General features: G+C 68.5%; 23 protein-coding genes and 2 tRNA genes. 9 read left to right on the top strand and 16 right to left on the bottom strand.

Features of this window, described 5'->3' with window-relative positions; all coding sequences use genetic code 11:
• Positions 1-595: 595 nt before the first annotated feature.
• From ACTWPV_RS16680 to ACTWPV_RS16670, 3 genes are all read left to right on the top strand, one after another.
• Positions 596-997 carry a hypothetical protein gene (locus ACTWPV_RS16680; RefSeq protein WP_443152437.1) on the top strand — a complete coding sequence of 134 codons (402 nt, stop codon included), beginning with the start codon at positions 596-598 and terminating at the stop codon, positions 995-997.
• A gap of 74 nt (positions 998-1071) precedes the next feature.
• Positions 1072-1260, top strand: coding sequence for a hypothetical protein (locus ACTWPV_RS16675; protein ID WP_347646452.1), 189 nt, complete (start codon positions 1072-1074; stop codon positions 1258-1260).
• 5 nt (positions 1261-1265) lie between these two features.
• The gene (locus ACTWPV_RS16670) at positions 1266-1502 is read left to right on the top strand and encodes a hypothetical protein (protein ID WP_347646451.1); all 237 of its coding nucleotides are present in this window, start codon (positions 1266-1268) and stop codon (positions 1500-1502) included.
• A gap of 13 nt (positions 1503-1515) precedes the next feature.
• Here ACTWPV_RS16670 and ACTWPV_RS16665 read toward each other — a convergent pair whose 3' ends face one another.
• From ACTWPV_RS16665 to ACTWPV_RS16635, 7 genes are all read right to left on the bottom strand, one after another.
• Positions 1516-1761, bottom strand: coding sequence for a hypothetical protein (locus ACTWPV_RS16665; RefSeq protein ID WP_443152436.1), 246 nt, complete (start codon positions 1759-1761; stop codon positions 1516-1518).
• Between the two features lie 179 nt (positions 1762-1940).
• Positions 1941-2017: transfer RNA gene (locus ACTWPV_RS16660), tRNA-Met, on the bottom strand.
• 107 nt (positions 2018-2124) lie between these two features.
• Positions 2125-2201: transfer RNA gene (locus tag ACTWPV_RS16655), tRNA-Met, on the bottom strand.
• 54 nt (positions 2202-2255) lie between these two features.
• Complete coding sequence (locus ACTWPV_RS16650; RefSeq protein ID WP_443152435.1) at positions 2256-5219, bottom strand: UPF0182 family membrane protein; 2964 nt, start codon at positions 5217-5219, stop codon at positions 2256-2258.
• Positions 5220-5347: 128 nt separating this feature from the next.
• Positions 5348-6394, bottom strand: a complete 1047-nt coding sequence (locus ACTWPV_RS16645; RefSeq protein ID WP_443152434.1) for a YlbL family protein — start codon at positions 6392-6394, stop codon at positions 5348-5350.
• A gap of 10 nt (positions 6395-6404) precedes the next feature.
• Entirely contained in the window at positions 6405-6830 is a 426-nt protein-coding gene (locus ACTWPV_RS16640; RefSeq protein WP_347646447.1) for a molybdenum cofactor biosynthesis protein MoaE, read from the bottom strand.
• A gap of 105 nt (positions 6831-6935) precedes the next feature.
• Positions 6936-8009 (bottom strand): NAD-dependent epimerase/dehydratase family protein, encoded by a 1074-nt coding sequence (locus ACTWPV_RS16635; protein ID WP_347623321.1) that lies wholly within the window; start codon positions 8007-8009, stop codon positions 6936-6938.
• A 130-nt stretch (positions 8010-8139) separates the two neighbouring features.
• Between ACTWPV_RS16635 and ACTWPV_RS16630 the strand changes: the two genes are divergently transcribed.
• The 3 genes from ACTWPV_RS16630 to ACTWPV_RS16620 are packed head-to-tail and all read left to right on the top strand — an operon-like array spanning position 8140 to position 10921.
• On the top strand, positions 8140-9351 hold the full coding sequence (locus ACTWPV_RS16630) for a zinc-dependent metalloprotease (RefSeq protein ID WP_443152433.1): 1212 nt from the start codon (positions 8140-8142) through the stop codon (positions 9349-9351).
• Entirely contained in the window at positions 9348-9902 is a 555-nt protein-coding gene (locus tag ACTWPV_RS16625) for an NUDIX hydrolase (protein WP_443152432.1), read from the top strand. Before ACTWPV_RS16630 ends, ACTWPV_RS16625 begins: the two co-directional genes overlap by 4 nt.
• 32 nt (positions 9903-9934) lie before the next feature.
• A complete protein-coding gene (locus ACTWPV_RS16620) occupies positions 9935-10921 on the top strand; it encodes an endonuclease/exonuclease/phosphatase family protein (RefSeq protein WP_443152431.1) in 987 nt (328 codons plus the stop codon).
• Position 10922: 1 nt separating this feature from the next.
• Here the strand turns inward: ACTWPV_RS16620 and ACTWPV_RS16615 are convergent, their stop codons facing one another.
• The 3 genes from ACTWPV_RS16615 to ACTWPV_RS16605 all read right to left on the bottom strand — a co-directional run bounded on the left by ACTWPV_RS16615 (position 10923) and on the right by ACTWPV_RS16605 (position 12869).
• Positions 10923-11507, bottom strand: coding sequence for a DUF2064 domain-containing protein (locus tag ACTWPV_RS16615; RefSeq protein WP_443152430.1), 585 nt, complete (start codon positions 11505-11507; stop codon positions 10923-10925).
• Positions 11504-12019, bottom strand: coding sequence for a M48 metallopeptidase family protein (locus tag ACTWPV_RS16610; RefSeq protein ID WP_347623147.1), 516 nt, complete (start codon positions 12017-12019; stop codon positions 11504-11506). The genes ACTWPV_RS16615 and ACTWPV_RS16610 overlap by 4 nt, the downstream gene beginning before the upstream one ends.
• Positions 12020-12086: 67 nt before the next feature.
• The gene (locus ACTWPV_RS16605) at positions 12087-12869 is read right to left on the bottom strand and encodes an enoyl-CoA hydratase/isomerase family protein (protein WP_443152429.1); all 783 of its coding nucleotides are present in this window, start codon (positions 12867-12869) and stop codon (positions 12087-12089) included.
• Positions 12870-13093: 224 nt separating this feature from the next.
• Between ACTWPV_RS16605 and ACTWPV_RS16600 the strand changes: the two genes are divergently transcribed.
• The 3 genes from ACTWPV_RS16600 (at position 13094) to ACTWPV_RS16590 (ending at position 16547) form a co-directional block, all read left to right on the top strand.
• A complete protein-coding gene (locus ACTWPV_RS16600; protein WP_443152428.1) occupies positions 13094-14653 on the top strand; it encodes a ThiF family adenylyltransferase in 1560 nt (519 codons plus the stop codon).
• Positions 14654-14724: 71 nt separating this feature from the next.
• A complete protein-coding gene (locus tag ACTWPV_RS16595; RefSeq protein ID WP_347646442.1) occupies positions 14725-16059 on the top strand; it encodes an ABC1 kinase family protein in 1335 nt (444 codons plus the stop codon).
• 278 nt (positions 16060-16337) lie between these two features.
• Complete coding sequence (locus ACTWPV_RS16590; protein ID WP_443152427.1) at positions 16338-16547, top strand: hypothetical protein; 210 nt, start codon at positions 16338-16340, stop codon at positions 16545-16547.
• Positions 16548-17143: 596 nt separating this feature from the next.
• Here the strand turns inward: ACTWPV_RS16590 and ACTWPV_RS16585 are convergent.
• From ACTWPV_RS16585 to ACTWPV_RS16560, 6 genes are all read right to left on the bottom strand, one after another.
• Positions 17144-17413 carry a WhiB family transcriptional regulator gene (locus ACTWPV_RS16585; RefSeq protein WP_132333100.1) on the bottom strand — a complete coding sequence of 90 codons (270 nt, stop codon included), beginning with the start codon at positions 17411-17413 and terminating at the stop codon, positions 17144-17146.
• A 124-nt stretch (positions 17414-17537) separates the two neighbouring features.
• Complete coding sequence (locus tag ACTWPV_RS16580; protein ID WP_347646440.1) at positions 17538-17801, bottom strand: hypothetical protein; 264 nt, start codon at positions 17799-17801, stop codon at positions 17538-17540.
• A gap of 158 nt (positions 17802-17959) precedes the next feature.
• Complete coding sequence (locus ACTWPV_RS16575; protein ID WP_347646439.1) at positions 17960-18829, bottom strand: acyl-CoA thioesterase; 870 nt, start codon at positions 18827-18829, stop codon at positions 17960-17962.
• A 210-nt stretch (positions 18830-19039) separates the two neighbouring features.
• Positions 19040-20140 carry a winged helix DNA-binding domain-containing protein gene (locus tag ACTWPV_RS16570; RefSeq protein WP_443152426.1) on the bottom strand — a complete coding sequence of 367 codons (1101 nt, stop codon included), beginning with the start codon at positions 20138-20140 and terminating at the stop codon, positions 19040-19042.
• Positions 20141-20562: 422 nt separating this feature from the next.
• Positions 20563-20922: a putative glycolipid-binding domain-containing protein gene (locus ACTWPV_RS16565; protein WP_443152425.1), complete on the bottom strand. Its 360-nt coding sequence runs from the start codon at positions 20920-20922 to the stop codon at positions 20563-20565.
• A gap of 29 nt (positions 20923-20951) precedes the next feature.
• On the bottom strand, positions 20952-22991 hold the full coding sequence (locus ACTWPV_RS16560; protein WP_443152424.1) for an ATP-dependent DNA helicase UvrD2: 2040 nt from the start codon (positions 22989-22991) through the stop codon (positions 20952-20954).
• Positions 22992-23209: the final 218 nt, after the last annotated feature.

The raw sequence follows: 23209 nt of genomic DNA, 5'->3' as shown, positions 1-23209 counted from the left end.
AACTCTCCAAAAAAGGTCTGAACCCAACTAACAAAAAGGAATCCATCAACCGACAAACGTCGATCAACGGGGTTGTGCATCATGCACTGGCTTTTAACACACTGTTGAGTTCTCAAGAAACGCACGCGTCCATCCTCACCAAAACCCCGAACCCGGGATCCTCGCTCAGAGGCGTTCATTTCGTTGTGTCTTAACTCTTTCAGCCGTTCAAGTCCCTGTCAAATTGACCGGACCTGCACAACCTGCGGGAATTAAGCGCCGCCCCCTTTCGGAGACAACCCCCCTAACTTACCAGCCCGTCCGAACCGGTGCGAAACCATGACGGACGACCATGAAGGTAGTGGGATTTGCCGGGCTACTCCGAGGCTCCGAGGAACCTCCGGACCGCCCTGCGCGAAGCAACTCTAGCAGCCTGTGGCACCTGCTTCGGCCCACTCAGGTAATCAGGAGGTTCTTCCCTCGCCAGCGGACGCCCAAACCCTGCCGATGAACTCCCCTTGGCGACCCCGCGGCGCAAGTCGACGGCAAGCCATCCGCAATCGCCCGCCGCTACGAATGTAGCCACGAGCAGACTGCGCTCTCGGAGGTGCCCGCCATGACCCGCTCGGAGTTCGACGACATCCGCGCCTTCCTCGCCGATGAGACGACCCAGGCCGGAGACCTGCTGAGCATCGCCAGGATGCTGATCGACGATCTCGAGCACTCCCGCATGCGCGAGGCCATTCTACGCACCCACTACCTGCGCCTGCTGACGTCCGCACGGGCGACTGTGGCTGCCGACGCCGCGCACGCGCCGGATCCCATGGCGTTCCTCAAGCACGAGCTGGCTGAACACGGCCAGTTGCCCCAGGGCGAGGAGACCGTGCAACGCGTCCTTGCCGACGCCACCACGGCGGCCGCGTTGCTCGCGTGCTTGGAGGAGTCGCCTCAGCGGCACCATCGGCGTGGCGTGCGCCTGCGACGCTGCGTCAGCACGGGCAGGACGCTCCCCCGCTGAAGGGCCCGGCGCGGTGACCCGATGACGACTCCCGGCATACCCGCCGTTGGCGGACCGGCTGCGAGACTTCACATATGTGGCAGCGAGGGCTGAACTGGGCAGCAATCCTCCTCGTCGGGATATTCGGCTTGATGTGGGTCGGCATCGTTGTTTACGCCGATCACTTCTCGTCCCTGTGGATGCGCATCGTGCAGGTCGTCTTCGGGCTCCTGCTCCTCGGCTGGGCCGTGCAGAAGGCGATCCAAATGATCGATAAGGCCTGAGCGCCATGGATGACAACCTCTACGAGATCGGCCGGGACATGGGGGACGACCTCCAGCTGTCGATCATCGACATGTACCGGGACCGGCTGCCCTATCTGCACCGCATCGCCGAGATCGACGACGAGGTCTCACGGGGCATCTCGCGTTGGGTTCGCGAGGAGGACCTCCGGGACTCCGACACGTACGTGAACCCGCTCGACGAGCCGGACGCCTACGCGGAAGCGGACGGGTGGAACCGGTGACCGCGCGACCGGCTCAAGGCTGGTACGGCGGCGCCACACCCCACCCCCATCTCGGCACGGGCGCCAGCGGCGGAGGCTCCGCGCCCGGCTGGGAGTTCTGTACGGCCAGCCGGGTGCCCCACTCGATGTAGCCGGCGAACGCCGCCCTGAACTCCGGATCGTCCGGCAACCCCACCTCGTCGGCCGCGTCCATGAGCAGGCTGACCCACCTGCGGCGTTGCGGCTCTGTGATCGCCCTGCCCAGGTGGTGGCGGAGCATGTTGGGGTATCCACCGCGTTCTCCGCTGGCCCATTCGCAGATCGTAGGAACTGCCTCATCCGACATGTAATCATGTAAGCACGACTAGGCCACGGGACACGGCAGACCGTGAATGCCAGTTATCGGTAAAACGAAAAAGTCCCCGGTCACCGGATGATCCGGTGACCGGGGACTTTCCTTGGTAGCGGGGACAGGATTTGAACCTGCGACCTCTGGGTTATGAGCCCAGCGAGCTACCGAACTGCTCCACCCCGCGTCGGTGTGTTGCTGACAACTATACAGCCTTCAGAGGAGTGCCCGTGACGGTCATACTCTGAAACGATCAGAGGCTCGGATCCGTTTCCGAATCCCGAGCCTCTGGCCTGGTAGCGGGGACAGGATTTGAACCTGCGACCTCTGGGTTATGAGCCCAGCGAGCTACCGAACTGCTCCACCCCGCGTCGTCTTGCTTTGTAAGCGTATCGGCGGCGCGGGGTGGGCGCAAATTGATTGCGCTAAGAGGTGCCTCCCGCCTGTGATCCGGTGGGTGACGGCGCGACTGACGGTGGTGCGGAGGCCGGCGGCGAGCTTGTGCCTGTCGGCGTCGCAGACGGCGTGGCCGAGGGCGATGGGCTCGGCGTGCCCGTGGGCGCCGGCTCCTGCTTGTTGGCCCCTTCCAGCGTCTTCAGGGCCTCCTCCAGCCGCTTCTGCGCGTCGCCGTAGGCATCCCAGTCGGGCGGGCTCGCCTGCAGGGCCTTCTGCGCGTCGTCGTACGCCTTCTTCGCGTTGGCTATCGCCGAATTGAGCGCGGTGTTGGCCTCATTGGGCTGGGTCTGTTGCTCGTTCTGCTGGGGTTGTTGCTGTTGCTCGCCGCCGAAGACCTCTTGCAGCGCCTCCTCCAGTGTGCGAGCCACACCGATCTTGGAGCCGAACGACACCAGGATGCGCTGCAGGATCGGATAGGGCTCCTGACCGCCACCCGCGGCCACCTGGATGTAGACCGGTTCGACGTAGACCAGGCCGCCCGCGTACGGGAGCGTCAGCAGGTTGCCGTAACGCACCGACGACGCACCGACGCCCAGCAGGTTGAGCTCACCTGCGAAGCGGCTCTGGAAGGCGTTCTGTGCCTGGCCGGGGCCCGGGATGGGCGTGCTGGACGGCATGCGGAGGATGCGCATCCGGCCGTAGCCGGAGCCGGACGACGAGTCGACCGCCATGAACGCCGCCAGGTTGGGCCCCTGCCGTGGAACGAAGGTCGTCGTCAGCGAGAACGTCGGCGTGCCGCCCGGCATCGTGGTGGTCAGGTAGTAGGGCGGCTGCTTGACGTTCTGCTCGCCCTGCGTCGGGTCGTTGGGGACGTTCCAGAAGTCCTGGCCGCTGTAGAAGGCGGCAGGGTCGGTGATGTGGTAGCGCGAGAGCGTGTAGCGCTGCACCTTGAACAGGTCTTCCGGGTAGCGCACGTGGCTGCGCAGGTCGGCGCTCATCTCCGAGGCCGGGCTGATGACGCCGGGGAAGGCGTTGCTCCAGGTCTTGAGCACCGGGTCGTTGTTGTCCCAGGCGTAGAGCTTGACCGTGCCGTCGTAGGCGTCGACCGTGGCCTTGACGGAGTTGCGGATGTAGTTGATCTGGTCACGCGGCTGCTGGGCGATGACGCGACGGTCGGTGGACGTGTCGCGCGTCATGTCGCCGAGGCTCTCGCTCTGCGAGTAGGGGTAGTCGTCGGACGTCGTGTAGCCGTCGAGGATCCAGGTGACACGCCCGTCGATGATCGCCGGGTAGGGGTTGCCGTCGAGCGTGAGGAACGGCGCGACCTGCTGGACCCTGTCACGCGGGTGACGGACGTAGAGGATCTTGGAGTTGTCGTTGATGTCGCCTGACAGCAGGATGTTCGCCTCGCTGTACTTGGCGGCGTAGAGGAGCCGGTTGATGAACGAGCCGACGGGCACTCCGCCCTTGCCGGTGTAGGTGGTGTTCTTCTGGCCCGTGCCGCCCGTCTCCGGGTAGTCGAGCTCCTGCGGGTTGTTGGGGTTGCCGCCGGCGATGACGTATTCGGAGGACGAGGGGTCCTCGCCGAAGTAGATGCGCGATTCCTTGAGCTTGGCGCTGTTCACCAGCGGGCCCGTGACCGGCATGTCCTTGGCGTCGTAGGCGGGCAAGCCGCCGGAGTCGACCTGGTTGCCGGGCGCGGCGACGAAGCCGTAGCCGTGGGTGTAGACCAGGGCCCGGTTGATCCAGTTGTTCTGGTCTTGGGGCGGGCTGGTCAGCTCGCGCACGCCGACGATGTGGTCGGTCAGCTTGCCCGTGTTGTCGGGATAGCGGTCGACGTCGAGCGTGTCGGCGAAGCTGTAGAAGCCGCGGATGCGCTGGGTCTGCTCGTACGTCGAGGACACGAGCGCCGGATCGAGCAGCCGGACGCCGGAGACGGACGCGTCGCCGTTGGAATCGACCTTGGCCGGGTCTGCCTGCGCGTTGTAGGTCTCGACCTCGGTCTTGTCGACGTTGTACGCCTCCCGCGTGGCCTGGATGTTGCGCTGGATGTAAGGGGATTCCTTGCCCTGCTGGTTGGGCTTGACCTGGAACTGCTCGACCAGCGCCGGGTAGACGCCGCCGATCAGGATGGCCGAGAGCACGAGCAGGCCCGCGGAGACCCCGGGCAGCATGCCGCCCGGCCGGAACACACCGGCGAAGAACAGGGCGGCACAGATCAGGGCAATGATCGCGAGGATGGTCTTGGCCGGCAGGACGGCGTTGACGTCGGTGTAGGAGGCGCCGTGCACGAATCCGCGGTCAGAGAAGACCAGGCCGTAGCGGTCGACGAAGTAGGCGACGGCCTTGAGCAGCAGGAAGACGCCCAGCAGCACGGACAGGTGCGTGCGGGCGGCCCTGGAGGCGTGGACGCCGGGCGACTGCAGGCGGAACCCGCCGTAGAGGTAGTGGGTGATCGCCGCGAGGATGATGGAGATGATCACCGCGGTGAACAGGAAGTTCAGCGCCATCCGGATGAACGGATAGTCGAACATGAAGAACGAGATGTCCATCCGGAACAGCGGGTCCTGCTTGCCGAACGCCTCGCCGTTGATGAACTTCAGCCACGTCTGCCACTGGCCGGCGAACGAGGAGCCGGAGAAGAGCGCGAGCAGCGCCATGCCGACGATGAAGATGAGCTTGCGGTGGGGGTCGAGCGCCATGCGGTAGCGGTCTGCGCCGCTGCTCCCGCCGAACACCGCGGGCCCGAACATCGGCCGCATCCGGAAGGCCAGCAGCATGTTGCCGCCGGCGATGCCGACCATCAGCGCCGCTCCGACCAGGAACAGCACGATCTGGGTCAGCAGGACGGTGGTGAAGACCGACGTGTAGTTCGTCGCGTCGAACCACAGGTAGTCGGTGTAAAAACCAGAGAAGAGAAAGAACAGGGCAACGATCACCACAAGGGCGATCGCCACCGGCAGAAGCAGTCGCGGTCGGCGGGGCAAGCGCATCGCCCTGCCGGCTCCTGGGGTCCGGAAGCTCAAGGCCAACCCCTCGTCGTCATGAAAATCGGTCCGTGTCTGGCAACCTACACCGCGGTGCCAGCCCTAGGGCTAACGCATGGGCCTTGCCGAAAGTTTCATCCAGCGTCACAAGCGGGCACGTTGCCCTTGCCCGTGCGCAGCGCGTCCAGCGCCAGCACCGCGTTGTGCAGAGTGTCGGCCTTGACCAGCCGGAGCCCGTCAGGGACGGCTTTCATGGCCTCGGCGCAGTTGTCGGCGGGCGTCAGGAAGACGGTGGCGCCCGCTTCCTTCGCCCCGACCATCTTCTGGGCGATGCCGCCGATCGCCCCGACCTCGCCCGTCGGCTGGATGGTGCCGGTGCCGGCGATCCGCTTGCCCCCGGTGAGCTCGCCAGGCGTGAGCTTGTCGAGTATGCCGAGCGAGAACATCAGCCCGGCACTGGGTCCGCCGACGTCGCCCACGTTGATGTCGACGTCGAACGGGAACTTGTACGTGGCCTGCATCAGCACGCCCACCAGGGTCTGCCCCTCGGGACCCGCGATCGTCGGCACGGTGACGTCGAGCTTCGTCCCGCCCCTGGTGACGTTGAAGACGACGCTCTGGCCCGGCTTGTGTGCCTTGACCGCGTCGCCCACGACATCGACGTTTTCCGCCGGCTTGCCGTCGACGGAGTTGATCTCGTCGCCCTTGCGCAGCTTGCCGTCGGCGGGCTTGCCCTTCTCCGTGGACACGACCGACACGACCATGTTGTAAGGGATCTTGAGCTCGTTGAGCGCGGCGGCCGTGGCCGAGTCCTGGGAGTTGGACATCTCGACCGTGTTTTCCTCCTCGACCTCCTTGGGATCACGGTCGGGAGCGAATATGGTCTCCTGCGGGACCACCGCGACGGTCGGATCGATCCAGCCGCGCAACGCGGTCAGCAGGTCGATCTGGGCGGCAGGGCCACCTTGATAAGCGACCGTGACCAGGCTCAGCGCGCCCTTGGTGGGATAGGTCTGCCGGCCCTTGATCGAGATCACGGGCTTCTTGTCGACCTCGCCGATGGTGTTCTCCGTCGGGCCGGGGCTGAGCACGACGTAGGGGACCTTCTGGAGCGCGCCCACCACGCCGAGAGCGAGCACGAGAAACCCCGACAGCAGCAGGGTCAGGGCGCGTCGTGACATGGTGGAAAGCCTATTCGCCGGCACCGACCCATTCGGCCTCGCCGTCGGCGAATGACTGGTGTTTCCAGATCGGGACGTGCGCCTTCAGCTCGTCGATCAGCCGGCGCGAGGCCCTGAACGCCTCGTCACGATGCGGCGCGGACACCGCGACGATCACGGCCGTGTCGCCCAGCGCCAGGTCGCCCACGCGGTGGACGGCGGCCAGCGCCGTCACGGGGAAGTCGGCGGCCACTTTCTCGGCCACCTGCCGCAACTCGGCCTCGGCTGAGGGGTGCGCCGAATAGGAGAGCCGCACCACCGGCTTTCCCTGGTCCTGCTCGCGGACGGTGCCCACGAAGATCGTGGTGCCGCCGGCGGCGTGGTCGCCCACGGCGGCCAGCACCTCGTCCACGGACAGCGGGGTCTCACGAATGCCGAGCAACCGGATGACGTCCACGGAAAGAGAATACCAACAAGAAATCTGCCCGCCGGGCTGCCGCTCTAATGTCGTGCCTGGTCAGGGGCGTTGCAGCAGATCACCTGGGAGTTTTCGCACCGGCCCTCACTGCCGCCTCTTCTTCCGCACCTGGCGGACGATCGCGGCGGTGCCGATCACGGCGACGGTGGCGCCGGCGGCGGTGAGCGTCGCCTCCTTGACGGGCAGGCGCCTGCCGACCACGGTCGTCCTGTTCTCGCGCAGCTCCAGGAGCTGCTCGAACGCCGCCTCGTTGGTCCACGCCGGTTTCCAGCCCGCCTCGCGCAGCGCCGTGCAGTCGACCACCCACGGGTAGACGACGTAGTGCAGGTCGGTCGCGGGCGCCGGGGTGATGCCGAGCCGGTGCAGGCGCTGCGCCGTGCCGAACGTCAGCCCCGCGGGCAGCTCGAACCTGCGGATGCCGGACATCTCCTCGACCTGCTCCTGCTCCATCCACCCGTCGCACCCGACCGCCACCACGCCCGTGACGGCTCCGCGCGCCGCCAGCTCCAGCGCCGAGAGCAGGTCGTCGATGTGGCAGAACTGCCAGTGAGGGCTGCAGCCCTTCACGGTCAGCAGCCTGGGCGACTCGAAGTGACGGGTGATCACCGTGTCGACGCCGGGGCCGACCACCGCGGCCGGGCGCAGCACGGTCACCTCGAGGCCGGGATGGCTGCGCAGCGACCTGCGTACGAGCGACTCGATCTCCAGGAAGTCGCCGACGACGCCGGTGTCGGGCTCTGCCGTGACCGGGGCGTCCTCGGGCAGGGGCACCTCGTTGTCGGGCGCGGCGCCGTACACCATCGCGCTCGTGACCAGCACCACGCGGCGGACGCGCGCCGCGGCGCAGGCCGTCAGCACGGTCTGGGCGGCTCGCAGGTTGTAGGCGCGCCGCTCGCCGGGGTCGGAGTCGACGGTGTAGTCGCCGGCCAGATGAACGAGGACGTCGATGTCGGAGATCCGGTTCGCCAAGAGCGGATCTCGTACGTCGAGCACTCTCCAGGTGGCCTCGCCGACGTCGCCGCGCTGCTCGTCAATGGCCACCACCCTGCGGAAATCCGCAGCGGATACGAGCCTGGCGAGCAGCTCGCGGCCGAGGCCGGAGGCCGCACCGGTGACGGCTACGACGGGTTGACGCGGGCGTTTCGAGGTAGGCACCAGGTCCTCACTTTGCACTGATCCGCCGTAGGACGACTAACGTGGCGGATGTGGACTCCTCCATCCTGCACGAGGTAGAGCGGTGACTGACCTGCCAGGTCGCGAAAACGACCCTAACGAGAACCCGTTCGCCATGTTCGGCAACCCTGAGCAGATGGCTCAGGCGATGCGCCAGTTCGCCGACATGTTGTCGGCGCCGCAGGGTTCAGGCCCTGTCAACTGGGACATGGCCAAGAACATCGCCCGGCACTCCGTGGCCGCCGAGGGCGATCCGAGCGTCATGGAAGGCGAGCGCCGTCAGATCGTCGAGGCGCTCAGCCTGGCCGACCTGTGGCTGAACGAAGCGACGACGCTGCCCAGCGGCGTGTCCAATCCGCAGGCCTGGAGCCGGTCCGAGTGGATCGAGAACACGGTCCCGATATGGCGAAAGCTTTGCGAGCCCATCGCCGAACGCATGGTCGAGACCATGGGCGGCGCGCTCGGAGGCTCGGGGCTGCCTCCCGAGGCCCAGCAGATGGCCGGGCCGCTGATGGGCATGCTCAAGCAGATGGGCGGCATGATGGTCGGCCAGCAGATCGGGCAGGCGATCGGCTCGCTGGCCCGCGAGGTGGTCGGCACCACGGACATCGGGTTGCCCCTGTCCGACACGGCCGCGCTGCTGCCCGGCGGCATCGCGTCGTTCAGCGAGGGCCTCGAGGTGCCGTCCGACGAGATCAGGCTCTACCTGGCTCTGCGTGAGGCCGCGCACCACCGGCTGTTCCAGCATGTTCCGTGGCTGCGCTCGCACCTGCTCGGCGCGGTCGAGGAATACGCCAGGGGCATCACCGTCGACACCTCTGCCCTCGAAGAGCAGATCCGCGGTCTCGACATCAACAACCCCGAGGCCATCCAGGAGGCGCTCAGCGGGGGCAACCTGCTCAAGCCCGAGGAGACCGAGCGGCAGAAGGCCGCCCTGGCCCGGCTGGAGACCATGCTCGCCCTGGTGGAGGGCTGGGTGGCCACCGTGGTCGACCAGGCCGCCCAGGGCAAGCTGCCCTCCGCCGTGGCCCTGGCGGAGACCGTGCGCAGGCGGCGCGCCACCGGCGGTCCCGCCGAGCTCACGTTCGGCACCCTGGTGGGGCTGGAGCTGCGGCCCAGGCGCCTGCGCGAGGCGGCCGCGCTGTGGCGCGCGCTGGAGAGCGAGCGGGGGGTCGACGGGCGCGACGGTCTGTGGTCACACCCCGATCTGATGCCGACGGCCGACGATCTCGAAGACCCCGAGGCGTTCGTACGCGGTGAGCAGGCCTGGGACATCTCCCAGCTGGAGACCAAGCCGGACGACGAGGGCGAGGGCGACAAGAGTTGAGCCTGCACCGCGACGCCGTGGCGGTGCTGTCCGGCTGGACGGCGCCCACGCCCGAGGAAGAGGCGCTGCGTACGGAATTCCTCGAGCACCTTCGCACCCACGACGACGCGATGACGCGTGCCTGCGTGCCGGGGCATCTGACGGCGACGACGGCCGTGCTGTCGCACGACGGCTCCCAGGTGCTGCTCACCCTGCATCCGAAGGCCAAGATGTGGCTGCCGATGGGTGGCCACTGTGAGATCTCCGACATGTCGCTCGCGGACGTGGCGCTGCGGGAGGCATGGGAGGAGTCGGGGATCTCCGGACTCGAGTTGCTGCCGGGGCCGCTCGCCGTCGACAAGCACGTCGTGTGGTGCCATCCGCCGCACAGCTGGCATCTCGACGTCGAATACGCCGCCGTGGCGCCCGAAGGGGCAGAGGCCGTGATCAGCGAGGAGTCGCTCGACCTGCGCTGGTTCCCTGTCGACGAGATCCCCGAGCTGTCCGACGAGGCGACGCGGCGACTGGCCGCGCGCGGACGGGACACGCTCGGCTCGCGAGCACTTGGCTAGAGTCCTCTTGGGTCGTTCCAAAGGGGGCTTGCGTGGAGACTTCCGCCGTCGGCGGCACGATCGTGGTGCCGGACCGTAAACGACGCAGATTTCCGGCGACGGCGTTCACCTGGCTGGCCGTGACCCCGTTCGCCGCCTGGGCCGTCGCCCGGGTGGCCGGGCTGGAGCGCGGGTCGCTGCCCACACAGCTCATGACCGCGACCCCGTACGCGGCGGCGGGCTCGCTGATCCCGCTGCTGATCGCCGCGGTCGGGCGCAAGCGAGCCGCGGCCGCCGTCGCGCTGCTCGCCACGACCGCGCTCGGTTTCAGCGTGCTGCCAAGGGCGCTGGGCACCGCGGACGCCACGGCGGGCCGGCCGCTCAAGGTCATGACGATCAACATGTTGTTCGGCAGGGCCGACGTGGCGACGATCATGCGGCTCGTACGCGAGTTCGAGCCCGACGTGCTGAGCACGCAGGAGCTGACCCCTGGGGCCATCTCCGATCTGGACGCGGCCGGGCTCAAGGAGATCATGCCGCACCGGGTGCTGGAAGCCGAGTGGAGCGCCGGGGGGAGCGGGCTCTACTCCAAGCACCCGATGCGTGAACTGCCCGACGTGATGCCGGAGATCGGGCACCGCATGCCGGCCGCGCTGGTCTCGCTGCCCGGCGGGCCGCCAATCGAGTTCGTCGACGCGCATCCCTATCCGCCCCTTGGCCGCAACTACGCCGACTGGCACGAGGCGTTGGAGGCGTTTCCCTCCGCATCGCCCGAGCGGGTGCGGATCCTCGCGGGCGACTTCAACGCCTCGCTCGACCACGCGCCCATGCGCTCGTTGCTGGCACGCGGCTACAAGGACGCGGCCGACCAGGTGGGGGCCGGGCTGATCCCCACGTGGCCGGCCAACAAGCGGGTGCCGCCGATCATCACCATCGATCACGTGCTGGTCGACCAGCGGGTCGGGGTCAAGGAGGTCAGCGTGCACGACGTGCCGGGCACCGACCATCGTGCCCTGCTGGCCGAGCTCACCGTCCCCTGAGTCAGCGCGCGGAGATCAGAGCTCGCGTGTTGTCCCAGCCTTCGAGGCCGGGGTCGAGGCGTTCGACGTCGCCGCGGGTGCGCAGGCGGTGCCAGCCGGGGGTGGTGGCGACCCTGCGCGGCCCTGGAGCCTGGGCGCGCAACGTGGCCACCACGTCGGCGTCGTCGAGGTCGGGGTCGGCCCAGCCGGGTGCGGGAAGCGCGCAGGCCAGTGCCACGGCTCCGCCGCGCTCCGCTGGGCAGATCGTGATCTCGGACCTGCCCAGCTCCCTGAACAACTTTCCGACCAGCAGCGGAGGAAGATCGGGGGCGTCCGCGGCGATCACGGCGGCCTGGTCGGCGTCCAGGCGGGCGAGGATGCTCTTCAACGGTTCGTCCTCGTCGACCACGATGACCTGGGTGCCCGGCCAGACGATCGCGTCGAGCTCGGGCACGCTGGTGATCAGGACCGGGGTGACGAGCTCCAGCCCGGCGACCATCTCGTAGGTGTCTTCGGCCACCGCCTCGAGGAACACCGCCGGGTCGACGCCCGGGGGCGCCGCCTGCGACATGCGCCGTCGTGCCAGGACCGCGGCTATGCGCGTCAACACTCCTCCGGTGCCGTGTGGGCCGCGGCGGAGAATCCCTCGAGGAACCCGCGCGCCCGCTCCGCCTTCGGATACTGTTCTACCAGCGCCCAGAACTTGGGGCCGTGGCTGGGCACCAGCAGGTGCACCAGCTCGTGGATGATCACATAGTTGATGACCCATTCCGGCAGGCCCTTGAGCCGCGTCGAGATCCTGATCGTGCCGTTCTCCGGGGTGCACGAACCCCACCGGTGCTGCTGGTTGTCGACCCAGCGCACGCTCACGGGGTCGGGCTTGCCGTCGAGATATCTGGCCGACAGCTCCTTGGCCCGTTCGAGGAGAGCCTCGTCCGTCGGCCGTCGCCGCCGCTCTTTCGCGGCCAGCCGATCCAGCATCCGGCTCACCCATTCATCCGCGTCTTCGCCGCTCAGCCAGGCGGGCAGGAGCACGATCGTCTTGTCACCGTCGCGGTAGGCGGAGACCGTACGCCTGCGACGAGAACTGCGACGAACCTCGACTGTCTCGGGGGGCACATATGCACGGTAGCCGAGACTGACGAAATTCCACAGAGGGTGGACGTTGTTTCTGCTGGTCAGATGATTAAGAGCCGGTGAATTTGGGCACACGCCTTTCCCGATGCGCGGCCAGCCCTTCGATCATGTCGGACGATGCCATGGTCACCGGCTGTGCCAGGGACTCCCACCTCAGCGCGGCTTCCAGGTCCTGATGGTCTTGGTTCAGGGCCACTTTCGTGAGTCTTGTGGCTATGGGTGCGTTCTTCGCGATCTTCCCGGCTATGGACCGTACTTCCGACATAAGGTCATCTTTCAGGAAAGATTCATTTACTAGTCCTTTAACCGCCGCTTCCGCACCTGTCACCGTACGGCCGGCCAGGAGCATCTCCCGCGCCAGGCCCGTGCCCGCCCTCCTGGGAAGCAGATACGTGGCCGCCATACCGGGATGGAGGCCGAGCGACGTGAACGGGGCCAGCAGTTTGGCGTCGGCGGCGGCGTACACGAGGTCGCAGGCCAGCGCCACGCACAACCCCGCGCCGACGGCGGGGCCGTTGACGGCGGCGATCGTGGGGACCTCGAGCTCCGTGACCATGAGCCAGGTGCGGTAGAAGTCGAGCATGCGGTCGCGCAACAACGGCACCGCCTCCGCGCCGCGATCGCCGATCCAGGACAGGTCGCCGCCGGAGGAGAACGCGGTGCCCGCCCCGGTGATCACGACGCAGCGGGCGTCGCGGTCCTTGGCCAGCGACGACATCGTCTCGCGCCATCGGGCGGTCATGGCATCGGTCATGGCGTTGCGCATGTCGGGGCGGTTGAGGGTGATGAGGACGACTCCGTCGTCATGGCGATCAACCAGGAGCTCGGTCATGCCGGGAAGCGTAACCCGGCCCGGCCGTTATGCCACGGGCGTCCCCCGGCCCACGCGTCTGCACGCTCCTGTCCCGCCCAGCCGGGCGGTTCTGCTCCGGGAACGGGCTGAAGCGGAGGCGTTGTCCACAGGTGCTCCGGCAGGTCCGTGGTTATCCACAGCCACGGAGGAATCCGCACGGAATCCTGCCGTCGCGTGCGAGCCTTCCCGCCATGAGGCCACGTGTGAAGCCCGCCCTCCGGCGTATCGTCCGCGACGAGCACACCCTCCAGTTCGGTGTGCACCCCCTCAGGGCCGTCATGCTGAGCGGTCTGACCCGCCCGGTCCGCGCATGGATCGAGAGTCTCGACGGCACCCGCGATCTGGAGCGAGTCCTGCGCGATGCGGGCCGCGCAGGTCTTGAAGAAGACCAAGCCCGTTCCCTGCTCGACCAGCTCACCTCGCAAGGAGCCCTCCACGACGCCTCCGCCGGCCCTGGCGCCCTTCGTGACCTCCCGCTGGCCGAGCGAGACCGTCTGCGGCCGGATCTCGACGCCCTCGATCTGGCATCGACCTCGCCCGAAGGCGGAATCGCCGTGCTGGAGCGGCGCAGGCACAAGCGGGTGCGGGTCTATGGGGCCGGGCGGGTGGGAGCGCAGGTCGTGGCGCTGCTGGCGGGCGCCGGGGTGGGCAACGTCCGGGTGTTCGATCCGGGCGTCGTCCGGCCGGGCGACATCACGCCGGGCGGTCTGACGTGGGCAGAGCTGGGCCTGACTCGCGAGGCCGGCGCGGTCGCGGTCGCCAGAAGGCTCACCTCCGGCGGCCGCACGCCACCCGTCCCCGCGCCCGCTCCACCTCCACAAACGCGCTCCGCCACCGCTCACCGCGGATCGCCGGCCACGACTTCAGGTCAAAGGTCACGCGAAGCCCGTCCATCCGCGGCTCCCGCGCCCTCCGCCCTCGCGGCGCGGTCACGGCCGGCCGTCCCGTCATCTCCCGCGCCAGGAACGACCCGGCCATCCCGGCCATCCCGGGCGGTCCCCGATGGCGACAGCCCGCGCCGCCGCGGCCCCGACGGCGGCCGTCCGTCCCAGCCCGATACCGAGCGCGGCCGTCCGTCCCAGCCCGGCCCCGACGCCGAGTCCGACCTTCCGTCCCGGTCTGTGGGAGTCGCTGCGTCCTCGTCCGGTTCTCGGTCTGGTGCGGCGGCGTCCGCGGGCAGGCGTGGGATTCGTCGACCGCCTGCTCGGGACACCGGGCCTCGGCCGGGCAGGGCGGGTTCGCCTGAGGAAGGCGAGTTCACGCCGTCCGTCAACGCTTTGGCCGGAGGGCCGTATCTGGGGGACACCACGGATCGGCCCGACCTCGTCGTCCTGGCGCCGGTCGGCGCGCTCGACGGGGTGCTGGTCAACGAGCTGACCGCGCTGCGCATCCCGCATCTCCTGGCGTCGGCCTTCGAGGGCCATGGCATCGTCGGCCCGCTGGTCCTGCCCGGAGAGAGCGCGTGCCTGCACTGTCTCGACCTGACCCGGCGCGACCACGACCCGGCTTGGCCTATCGTCACTGCGAGGCTGGGTGGTTATCCGGCCGGCGAGATCGCCTGCGACTCGACGCTGGCTGCCCTGGTCGCAGCCGCGGCGACCGGCCACGCGCTTGCTCATCTCGATGGCCGGGAGTCCGCTGTGACCAACGGCACAATGGACGTAACCCCTGATTGGCGTTGGAAAAGGCGGTCCTGGACCATTCACCCGCAATGTCGTTGTATGCGAAACAATCCTTATTCGCTAAGAATGGTCATGGCATGACAACCGCGACTGACGTGCTCAGGGACGACCACGAAGGGGGGAAGCGGATCTTTCGAGGTTCGCGCATGAGTGTGAGCGATCTTCCACGCCGTGCCGTCACGCGCTCCGCCAAGCTGGCCGCCCTTCCGCTCGGTTTCGCGGGGCGCACCGCCCTGGGGCTGGGCAAACGCCTCGGCGGCAAGTCCGCCGAGATCGTGGCGCAGGAGGTGCAGCAGCGTACTGCCGAGCAGGTTTTCAAGGTCCTGGGCGAGCTCAAGGGCGGAGCGATGAAGCTCGGGCAGGCGCTGTCGATCTTCGAGGCGGCTCTGCCGCAGGAGATCGCCGGCCCTTACCGCGCCACGCTGACCAAACTGCAGGACGCGGCTCCCCCGCTGCCCGCCTCCACGGTTCACACCGTGCTCACGGAACAACTGGGTGACGACTGGCGGCAGCACTTCCTGTCCTTCGACGACCGGCCGACGGCCGCCGCCTCCATCGGCCAGGTGCACAGGGCCGTGTGGCACGACGGCCGCGACGTGGCCGTCAAGATCCAGTATCCAGGGGCGGGCAAGGCGCTGCTCGGCGACTTCGCGCAGCTGGCACGCCTGGGCAAGGTGTTCGGGACGCTGCTGCCCGGCCTCGACATGAAGGCCGTGCTGAGCGAGCTGCGGGAGCGGATCGCCGAGGAGCTCGACTATCTCAGGGAGGCCGAGGCTCAGCACGCGTTCGCGTTGGAGTTCGACGGCGACCCTGATTTCCACGTCCCCGACGTCGTCGCGGCCAACGAGATGGTGCTGGTCAGCGAGTGGATGGACGGCACACCGCTGTCCCGGATCATCACCGAGGGCACCAAGGAGCAGCGCGACCGGGCCGGCCTGCTTCTCGTGCGTTTCCTCTTCTGCTCCCCAGCGCGCGTCGGCATGCTGCACGCCGACCCCCACCCCGGCAACTTCCGCATGCTCGACAACGGCAAGCTCGGCGTTCTCGACTTCGGCGCGGTCAACCGCCTGCCCGACGGCTACCCCAAGTCGTTCGGCCAGCTGACCCGCATCTTCAACCAGGGCGACATGGAGACCGTCATGCGGGGCCTGCGCAAGGAGGGCTTCATCCGCGAGGACATCCAGATCGACCCCGACGCGTTGCGGGCCTTTCTCGCCCCCTATGTCGAGCCGACCGCAGTGGAGGAATTCACGTTCAGCCGGGAGTGGCTGCAGGCGCAGGTCGCCAGCGTCACGGACCTCCGCCCCACCAACGTGGTCCGCCAGCTCAACCTGCCGACGTCGTACGTGCTCATCCACCGGGTCCATGCGGCGGGCGTGGGTGTTCTGTGCCAGTTGGGCGCCACAGCACGCTTCCGCGACGAGGTGATCCGCTGGGTTCCTGGTTTCGCCGACGACCCCGATGACGAGGCCCTGGCCATCGGTTGACCGCGGCCCGTTCCCGTTGGGCTCGACGGCGCCGCCTTCCTGCCGCGAGGGACTCTTGCGCCAGGTCGACCAGGATCGATGTGCGCCTGGCCTGGGTCGAACGGGTTCGCTGACTGGACGCAACCTGGCCGGGACCGGGCGGGCGACAGGTCATGGGTCAACGAGGTGCCTGGCCGGGCTCGTCGATGAGAATTCGACGTTCGCTCTACCGCGGCTTGACTACTCTATGTAATTATCTGAACGCAGAGAGTCACGATTTGGAACGTGGAAGGACCTCCATGGATAGATCCGCGCGTCTGCCAGCGGTTACCGCCTTCGCGGCGGCGGGCCTGCTCTTCGCCGCCCCCGCTGCGAACGCTGTTGTCGACCCGTCGGCCATCGCCATCTGCCTCGCCTCCAGCGTCGGCGAGCTCACCACCGTGGTCGACCCGTCGGCGCCGGGCGTGCCCGGCGAGATCCCCGCCGTTCACTGCCTGACCGGCCCCTGACCAGCGCCGTGCCCTGAGAAGAGGCACGGCAGAGATCGTGGCGAGTGATCCCGCGGCCCCGTTGGATCGCTCGGCGCGCGCGAGGCACGCGACGCCCCGCACCCCTGACCCCGGCGTCCGACACCGTGCCCCGCGATGTGGCAGAGCTGCCCAGCGATGCCGTCCCGCGAGGTCCGACCGTCCGCACGGATCACCGGGAGGCTCTGCTGGGCAGCTCGTCGTTGCGGGGTGAGATCCCTCGCTGGGCCAGGTGAGACCCGTGGGGCAACGTACCCGGGAAAAAGGAAGAGCCGGGCGCTGGACGCGCCCGGCTCTCATTGTTGGGAGCTCAAGGAGAGATCCTGCGCCGGCGGCAGGATCTCCCCGATCAGAACGGGTGGCTCAGGGCCTTGCGGAGGCGGTCGTTCGCCCGCCTGACCCCACGCCGTGCCCGCTCCACGCGACGGAGGCGCACGATGAGGCGTTGCTCCTCCGCCTCTCGATGAAGCGTTTGTATTCGGTCATTCACCAACTCATGGATGAGATCCGGCACTGCGAGGCTTCTCGTCGACTGAGTGATCATCAGGTTTCGCTTTCTTGCTCGTAGGTGCGGTGTTTCAGGCAGCGACCGGGTGCTTGCGGGGACGCCCGCGCGGACGCTTGCGAGGAATGATGGTTCCCCTGAGGATGAGCTCGCCGCCCCAGACGCCCCAAGGCTCCTCGCGCTCGAGCGCACGAGCCAGGCAGGCCTTCTGGATCGGGCAGCCGCCGCAGAGAGCCTTGGCGAACTCCACGTCCTCCGGCGACTCGGCGAACCACAGGTCAGGGTCGGTACGACAGGGGATCTCGGCTTCGTCGATCAGGTCCATGATCGTCTTCGCCCCCATCTGCTTTCTCCTTTGATCGATCTTGATCTTGTTCGGGCACCTCGTGGGTGGTCGGGGGATCACGGACAAACAAGAAGGCCGCGGATCCTGTCTGCGGATCCGCGGCCTGGTGGGGTCTTCCCGGTCAGGTTATGACCGGGGTATCCCGCCAGGGATGCGGACCGCGCAGTCCACCCTTGGTGAGCTGGTTGGCCGGCAGTTCGATACGAGCGGTGTAGACAGGAGCTGCCTGTGCGGCGGCAGCGCCGAAGTGGGCGTGCGCATAGGCGGCGGCCTGACTACGGACAGACTTCTCCTGCCGGAACTTCGTGGGACCATCGACGAGTCTCACCGAGTCACGGCACGCGGAGGCGAGCCACATCGTGGCTGGCATCTTGATGCTGATCACAGTGACTCTCCTCCCTCTGAGATCGTCGGAGCAGGACTGCCCGACTCGCTTGACCAAGACCCTAAACCGGGAACCCAGGAACCGGCAACATATTTTCTACCTGCGATTTCGTTACATTTCACAGGCTCCTCGGCCTGCTGTGGGCAGGCGATTCCGGCCTACTTCGTCTGGCGGATCATCGCCTCCTGGACGACCGAGACCACGAGCTCGCCGGACGCGTTGAACATCTCGCCCCGCGCGAGGCCCCGCGCCCTCCCCGACCATGGGGACTCCTGCGCGTAGAGCAGCCAGTCGTCGGCCCGGAACGGTCCGTGGAACCACATGGCGTGATCCAGCGAGGCGCCCACGATGTCCGAGGCTCCCCAAGCCATGCCGTGCGCCAGCAGTATCGTGTCGACCAGCGTGAAGTCGGAGGCGTACGCGGCCAGCACGACGTGCAGCAGCGGGTCGTCGGGCAACTCGGCGTCATAGCGGAACCACACGTTCGTCTCGGCGCTGCGCAGCTCCGGGTTCTGGTACGCCTCCCACGTGAGCGGCGAGGCGTAGCGCGCGTCGACCGGGCGCGGGCGTGACAACCAGTCGCGCAGATCAGGATGATCGGCGACCAGCTCGTACATCCTGTCCTTGAACGTGGGAAGCGTCTCGGGATCCGGCACCACCGGCATCACGGACGCCTGGTGCGCCACGCCCTCCTCGGCGACGTGGAACGACGCCGACATCGTGAAGATCGCCTTGCCGTGCTGGACCGCCACGATGCGTCGGGTGGTGAACGAACGGCCGTCGCGGAGGCGGTCGACGTTGTAGACGATCGGGATGGACGGGTCGCCCGGGCGGATGAAGTAGGCGTGGAGGGAGTGCACGTTGCGGTCCTTGGGCACCGTACGGCCGGCCGCCACCAGAGCCTGGGCCGCTACCTGACCGCCGAAGACGCGCTGAATGCGCTCCTCCGGGCTTCTCCCCCGGAAGATGTCCAGCTCGATCTGCTCAAGGTCGAGCAGGTCCAGCAACTCCTTCAGCGCCTCGTTCACGTGGTCGGTCCCCTTCGCTTCTCCGGTCTTCGGGACAAGTGTGACGTGCCGCTGGATTCAGGCCACAAGGGGGCCTGGCTTGTCTGATGATTTCGTGCCACGGTTTCGCCGGGGTCACGGGTCAGCCGACATTTCACACGCGTCGCGGGTGAGTACGCCCCCGCACAGCACTGGCTGGCCCTTTTCTCGAGGGCGGTGAAGATCTCGTCCTCATCCGGCGGAGGCGGCGATCTGCACGCGGTGGTTCTCGCCGTCGGACAGGAACGCCGCCAGCGCCTGCCCCTGCTCGGCAACGGCGTCGCGGTCGGCACGGGAGAAGGGGCGCAGCGGGGTGACGTGCACGGTGTCCTCCTCGACGGTCCAGGTCGCGGCGACCCTGCCGTCGACCAGGACCACGCGCTCGCCGGCCACGGAAAGGCCGCGGTGGGCGTCGTCGACGATACGGCTGCGGTCGTGATAGCCGAGGAGCGCGTTGTCGAAGGCCGGCAGGAACCGGATCGGGGCTGGTGTGCCGGGATCGGGTCGTGGCGCGTCGGGGAGGTCCAGGAGTTCCCGGCCTCTCTCGTCGCGGAAGCTGATCAGCTCGCCGCGTATCGCGGAGACGGCGGCCGGCAGTCCGGCCAGGCCTGACCATGCGCGCAGGTCGGCGGTGGCGGCCGGGCCGAACGCGGCGAGGTAGCGGCGTACCAGTGCTTGGCCCGCGGGGTCGGAGCCGTCCGTGGCGGGTGGGTCGATGTCGCGGCCCAGCCAGGACGAGATGGGGACGTTGCGCACTCCGGCCTTCGTGCGCCAGAGCCCGCGTGGCGGGAGCTGCACCATCGGGATGAGGGCGGCGACCAGCATCTCTCCCAGCGGCCGCGGACCTGGCTCCGGCCAGCGGCCGGCGACCTCCCGCGCGAGCTCGGACATCGAGCGGGGCCGGCCGTCGGCCATCACCGCGAGCCCGGCCGCGGCGAGCTCGTCGAGATCGACCCCGGCGAGCTGACTCCGGTAGACCCCGAGCACCCGCTGGCGCAGCATGGCGTCGTGGCGGGCCCGCCAGGCCAGGACGTCGTCGGCGGTCACGAGGTGGACGGTACGGCGCATGAGATGGGTACGCACCACGCTGCGCCGTACCAGCAGGTCCGAGAGCACCGCCGGGTCGAACGCGCGCAGCCGCGACCACAGCCCGACGAACGGTTCCTGCGGTTCCTGGGCCTGCAGGCCGCAAAGGTGCTCGACCGCCTCGATGACCGGCAGGTCGGCGCGGTCGAGCAGTAACTGCCGGGCCAGCGTCGCGCGGTTGAGCGCCCTGGTGTCGAGAACGGTCATCGGATCACCATGCATCGACGCGCTCGCCGGCCGGTCTGCGGCGTGACTCGGGGCGCGTGACGGCCGAGACGCGGGTGGTTCCGATGGCGTTGACCCTCGTGGCCCGGTGTGTGGAGTCGTTGTGGCCGGGGATGCCGGCCTGGCCGACCATCATGGTGCCCGGGCAGGACGTGGGCGGCCTGGATTCCGGTACGGCCCAGCGTGCGCATCCGCATACCCTGCTCCTTCTCCGGGGCTCCCTTTCCTGGGGTCCCTTTCCTGGCTCGTTCCGGCGCGGCACCCGCAGGCGCCGGCCCTGTCGCCCGGTTCCCAGAGAGACCACCATCGCAGGAGTAGCGGACAGGTTGTGGCCGCTTCCGGCATCCGTTTCCTGAGCGTCCGTCCTGGACGGTCGGGCGACGCCGGGGTCCGCCTCGCCGGGCTCACAGAGCCCGGACGGCCAGACCGGGGTAGTCGAGGACGAGATCCACGTCCAGGCAGCCGCCCAGGTGAGAGGCCGGTACGCCGTCGATCCGCCAGCCGCCGTCACCGTCGCTCTCCAGGACGGTGTGCCGGAGCCCGGCCGCCGACCGGCTGCTGATCTCCGCACGCCGGGTGGCCCAGTCGCGGTCCACGTCGATCGCGTAGTCGACCGCCCAGGTCATCCTGTCCTCGACGGCCGTCGTGCAGCCCTCGACGCGGTGCCCGCCTCCGCCCGCCGGACGGAAATAGACCACCTCGAAGCCGGTGCGCGCGCCGAGGTGTCGCCAGGCCGCGGTCTCCGGTGGAGGTGCGAAGGTCATGGACATGATCGTGTCAGTCCCTGGTGTGGTCAGTGATGGCGGCACAGGGCGAGGACGGCTTCGCCGTAGCGGTCGAACTTGACCTTGCCGATGCCCGCGATCGACAGCAGTTGTTGCTCCGTCTCAGGCGCGCGTTCCGCGATCGCCTGGAGGGTGACGTCCGTGAAGACGACGTACGGCGGGATCTTGGCTTCCTTGGCCGTGGCCGTGCGCCAGGCCTTCAGGCGTTCGAGGAGGGCCTCGTCGTAGTCGGCGGGACAGGTCGAGCAGCGCCCGAGTTTCTGTTCCGCAGCCGCCACCAGCGTCTTCGCGCAGACGCGGCAGCTGACCGGCGCGGCCACCTGGCGGCGTTCGCGGGACGGCGATGCGATGCGGGCCGGGGTGGAGGCGCGGCCGGTGAGGCCGTCGAGGAATCGGGAGGGGCGGCGGCTCTTGCGCCCGCCCGGCGCGCGGGCGAGGGCCCAGGACAGGGAGAGGTGCTCGCGGGCTCGGGTGATGCCGACGTAGAGGAGGCGGCGTTCCTCCTCGATCTGGTCGGGGGTCTCCGCGTAGATGATGGGCAGCATGCCGTCGGTCAGGCCGACCAGCCACACGGCGTCCCATTCCAGGCCCTTGGCGGCGTGGAGCGAGGCGAGGGTGACACCTTCGACGGGCGGGGCGTGCTGCTCGGAGGCGCGGCGTTCGAGTTCGGCCACGAACGTGGGCAGGTCGGCGCCCTCGGCGGCCATGTCCTCGGCGAGGTCGGCCAGGGCTTTCAGCGACTCCCACTTCTCCCGGGCCTTGCCGCCTCCGGAGGGGGGCGTGGGGGTCAGGCCGATGCCGGCGAGGATGTGGTGGACCTCGGAGGCCAGGGGTTCGCCGGCCGCGGAGCGTGCGGCGCCGCGCAGGAGGACGACCGCCTGGCGCACCTCGGGCCGTTCGAAGAAGCGCTCGGCGCCGCGCAGGACGTAGGGGATCTCGGCCTTGGACAGGGCCTCCTCGTAGGCCTCTGACTGGGAGTTGACGCGGAAGAGCACGGCCATCTCGCGCGAGGGCACGCCCTTGTCGAGGAGCTTCCTGATGGCTCTGGCCACGCCCGCGGCCTCGGCGGGCTCGTCGTCGTAGTCGGCGAACGCCGGCCTGGGGCCGTCGGGGCGCTGGGCGACGAGTTCGAGGCGGTGGGGGGATCTGCCCTTGGCGATGACGAGGTTGGCCAGGTCGACCACCTGGGGGGTGGAGCGGTAGTCGCGCACCAGCTTGATGACGGCGGCCTCCGGGTGCTCCACCGCGAACCCGGTGAGGTAGCGGGGGCTCGCTCCGGTGAAGGAGTAGATGGTCTGGTTGGGATCGCCGACCACGCAGATGTCGTCGCGCCCGCCGAGCCAGGTGTCGAGCAGGAGCTTCTGCAGCGGGTTGACGTCCTGGTATTCGTCGACGACGAAGTAGCGGTACTGCTGGCGGATCTGGGCCGCCACCTCCTGGTGCTCGGTCATCACGGCCGCGGTCAGCTCGAGAATGGTCTCGAAGTCGACCAGGTGGCGTTCGCGCCTGATCTGCTCGTACGTGTCGTAGAGGCGGGCCACCTCCTCGGCCGGCACGGGAGGGGCGCGGTGGTGCTTGGCCGCGGCCGCGACGTAGTCTTCCGGGCCGATCTGGGTGACCTTGGCCCATTCGACCTCGGCGGCGATGTCTCGCAGCTCGGACCTGTCGGGATTCCTCCGGACCTGTCGGCAGGCCTCCACCAGCACCGGCAACTTCGACTCGATCACCGAAGGCGCCTCGCCGCCGATGACCCGCGGCCAGAAGTAGGTGAGCTGGCGCAGCGCCGCCGCGTGGAAGGTGCGCGCCTGCACCCCGGGCGCGCCCAGCGCGCGCAGGCGCTGGCGCAGCTCGCCCGCCGCGCGCGTGGTGAACGTCACAGCCAGGACGCTCCGCGCCTCGACGACGCCGCTGCGGACCGCGTACGCGATGCGGTGGGTGATCGCCCTGGTCTTGCCCGTGCCCGCGCCGGCCAGCACGCACACCGGCCCCCGCACGGCCTCGGCGACCGCCCGCTGCTCGGGATCGAGACCGATCAGAACGTCATCCACGTTGTTCACCGTTGTTCACCCGTACATATTCCCAAGGAGTGGCGGCCATGCGCTTTATTCTGGCAACATGCCTGCCGGCGTATGTTCATAGCCAACAAGATGCAAACTACTGGTCTCTTCCCCCACAATGGGGCCGACCATCTGCATGGGGGAAAGGAAGGCCGTGCGAACTGCGGTCACTGTGGGTGTTCTGACGCTCGCTGCCGTTGTGCTCACAC

The organism is Nonomuraea sp. KM88 (assembly GCF_052245635.1).
GTDB lineage: Bacteria > Actinomycetota > Actinomycetes > Streptosporangiales > Streptosporangiaceae > Nonomuraea.
Note: the sequence above shows the minus strand (reverse complement) of the source record. Positions and strands in the feature narration are given on the sequence as shown.

What these genes read in the sequence shown, in the direction of transcription:
- ACTWPV_RS16675 (WP_347646452.1), top strand. Translation starts at nt 1,072, where the DNA reads ATGTGGCAGCGAGGGCTGAACTGGGCAGCAATCCTCCTCGTCGGGATA.
- ACTWPV_RS16605 (WP_443152429.1), bottom strand. Translation starts at nt 12,869, where the DNA reads ATGACCGAGCTCCTGGTTGATCGCCATGACGACGGAGTCGTCCTCATC.
- ACTWPV_RS16630 (WP_443152433.1), top strand. Translation starts at nt 8,140, where the DNA reads ATGTTCGGCAACCCTGAGCAGATGGCTCAGGCGATGCGCCAGTTCGCC.
- ACTWPV_RS16585 (WP_132333100.1), bottom strand. Translation starts at nt 17,413, where the DNA reads ATGGGGGCGAAGACGATCATGGACCTGATCGACGAAGCCGAGATCCCC.
- ACTWPV_RS16590 (WP_443152427.1), top strand. Translation starts at nt 16,338, where the DNA reads ATGGATAGATCCGCGCGTCTGCCAGCGGTTACCGCCTTCGCGGCGGCG.
- ACTWPV_RS16680 (WP_443152437.1), top strand. Translation starts at nt 596, where the DNA reads ATGACCCGCTCGGAGTTCGACGACATCCGCGCCTTCCTCGCCGATGAG.
- ACTWPV_RS16670 (WP_347646451.1), top strand. Translation starts at nt 1,266, where the DNA reads ATGGATGACAACCTCTACGAGATCGGCCGGGACATGGGGGACGACCTC.
- ACTWPV_RS16665 (WP_443152436.1), bottom strand. Translation starts at nt 1,761, where the DNA reads ATGCTCCGCCACCACCTGGGCAGGGCGATCACAGAGCCGCAACGCCGC.
- ACTWPV_RS16570 (WP_443152426.1), bottom strand. Translation starts at nt 20,140, where the DNA reads ATGACCGTTCTCGACACCAGGGCGCTCAACCGCGCGACGCTGGCCCGG.
- ACTWPV_RS16565 (WP_443152425.1), bottom strand. Translation starts at nt 20,922, where the DNA reads ATGACCTTCGCACCTCCACCGGAGACCGCGGCCTGGCGACACCTCGGC.
- ACTWPV_RS16650 (WP_443152435.1), bottom strand. Translation starts at nt 5,219, where the DNA reads ATGCGCTTGCCCCGCCGACCGCGACTGCTTCTGCCGGTGGCGATCGCC.
- ACTWPV_RS16645 (WP_443152434.1), bottom strand. Translation starts at nt 6,394, where the DNA reads ATGTCACGACGCGCCCTGACCCTGCTGCTGTCGGGGTTTCTCGTGCTC.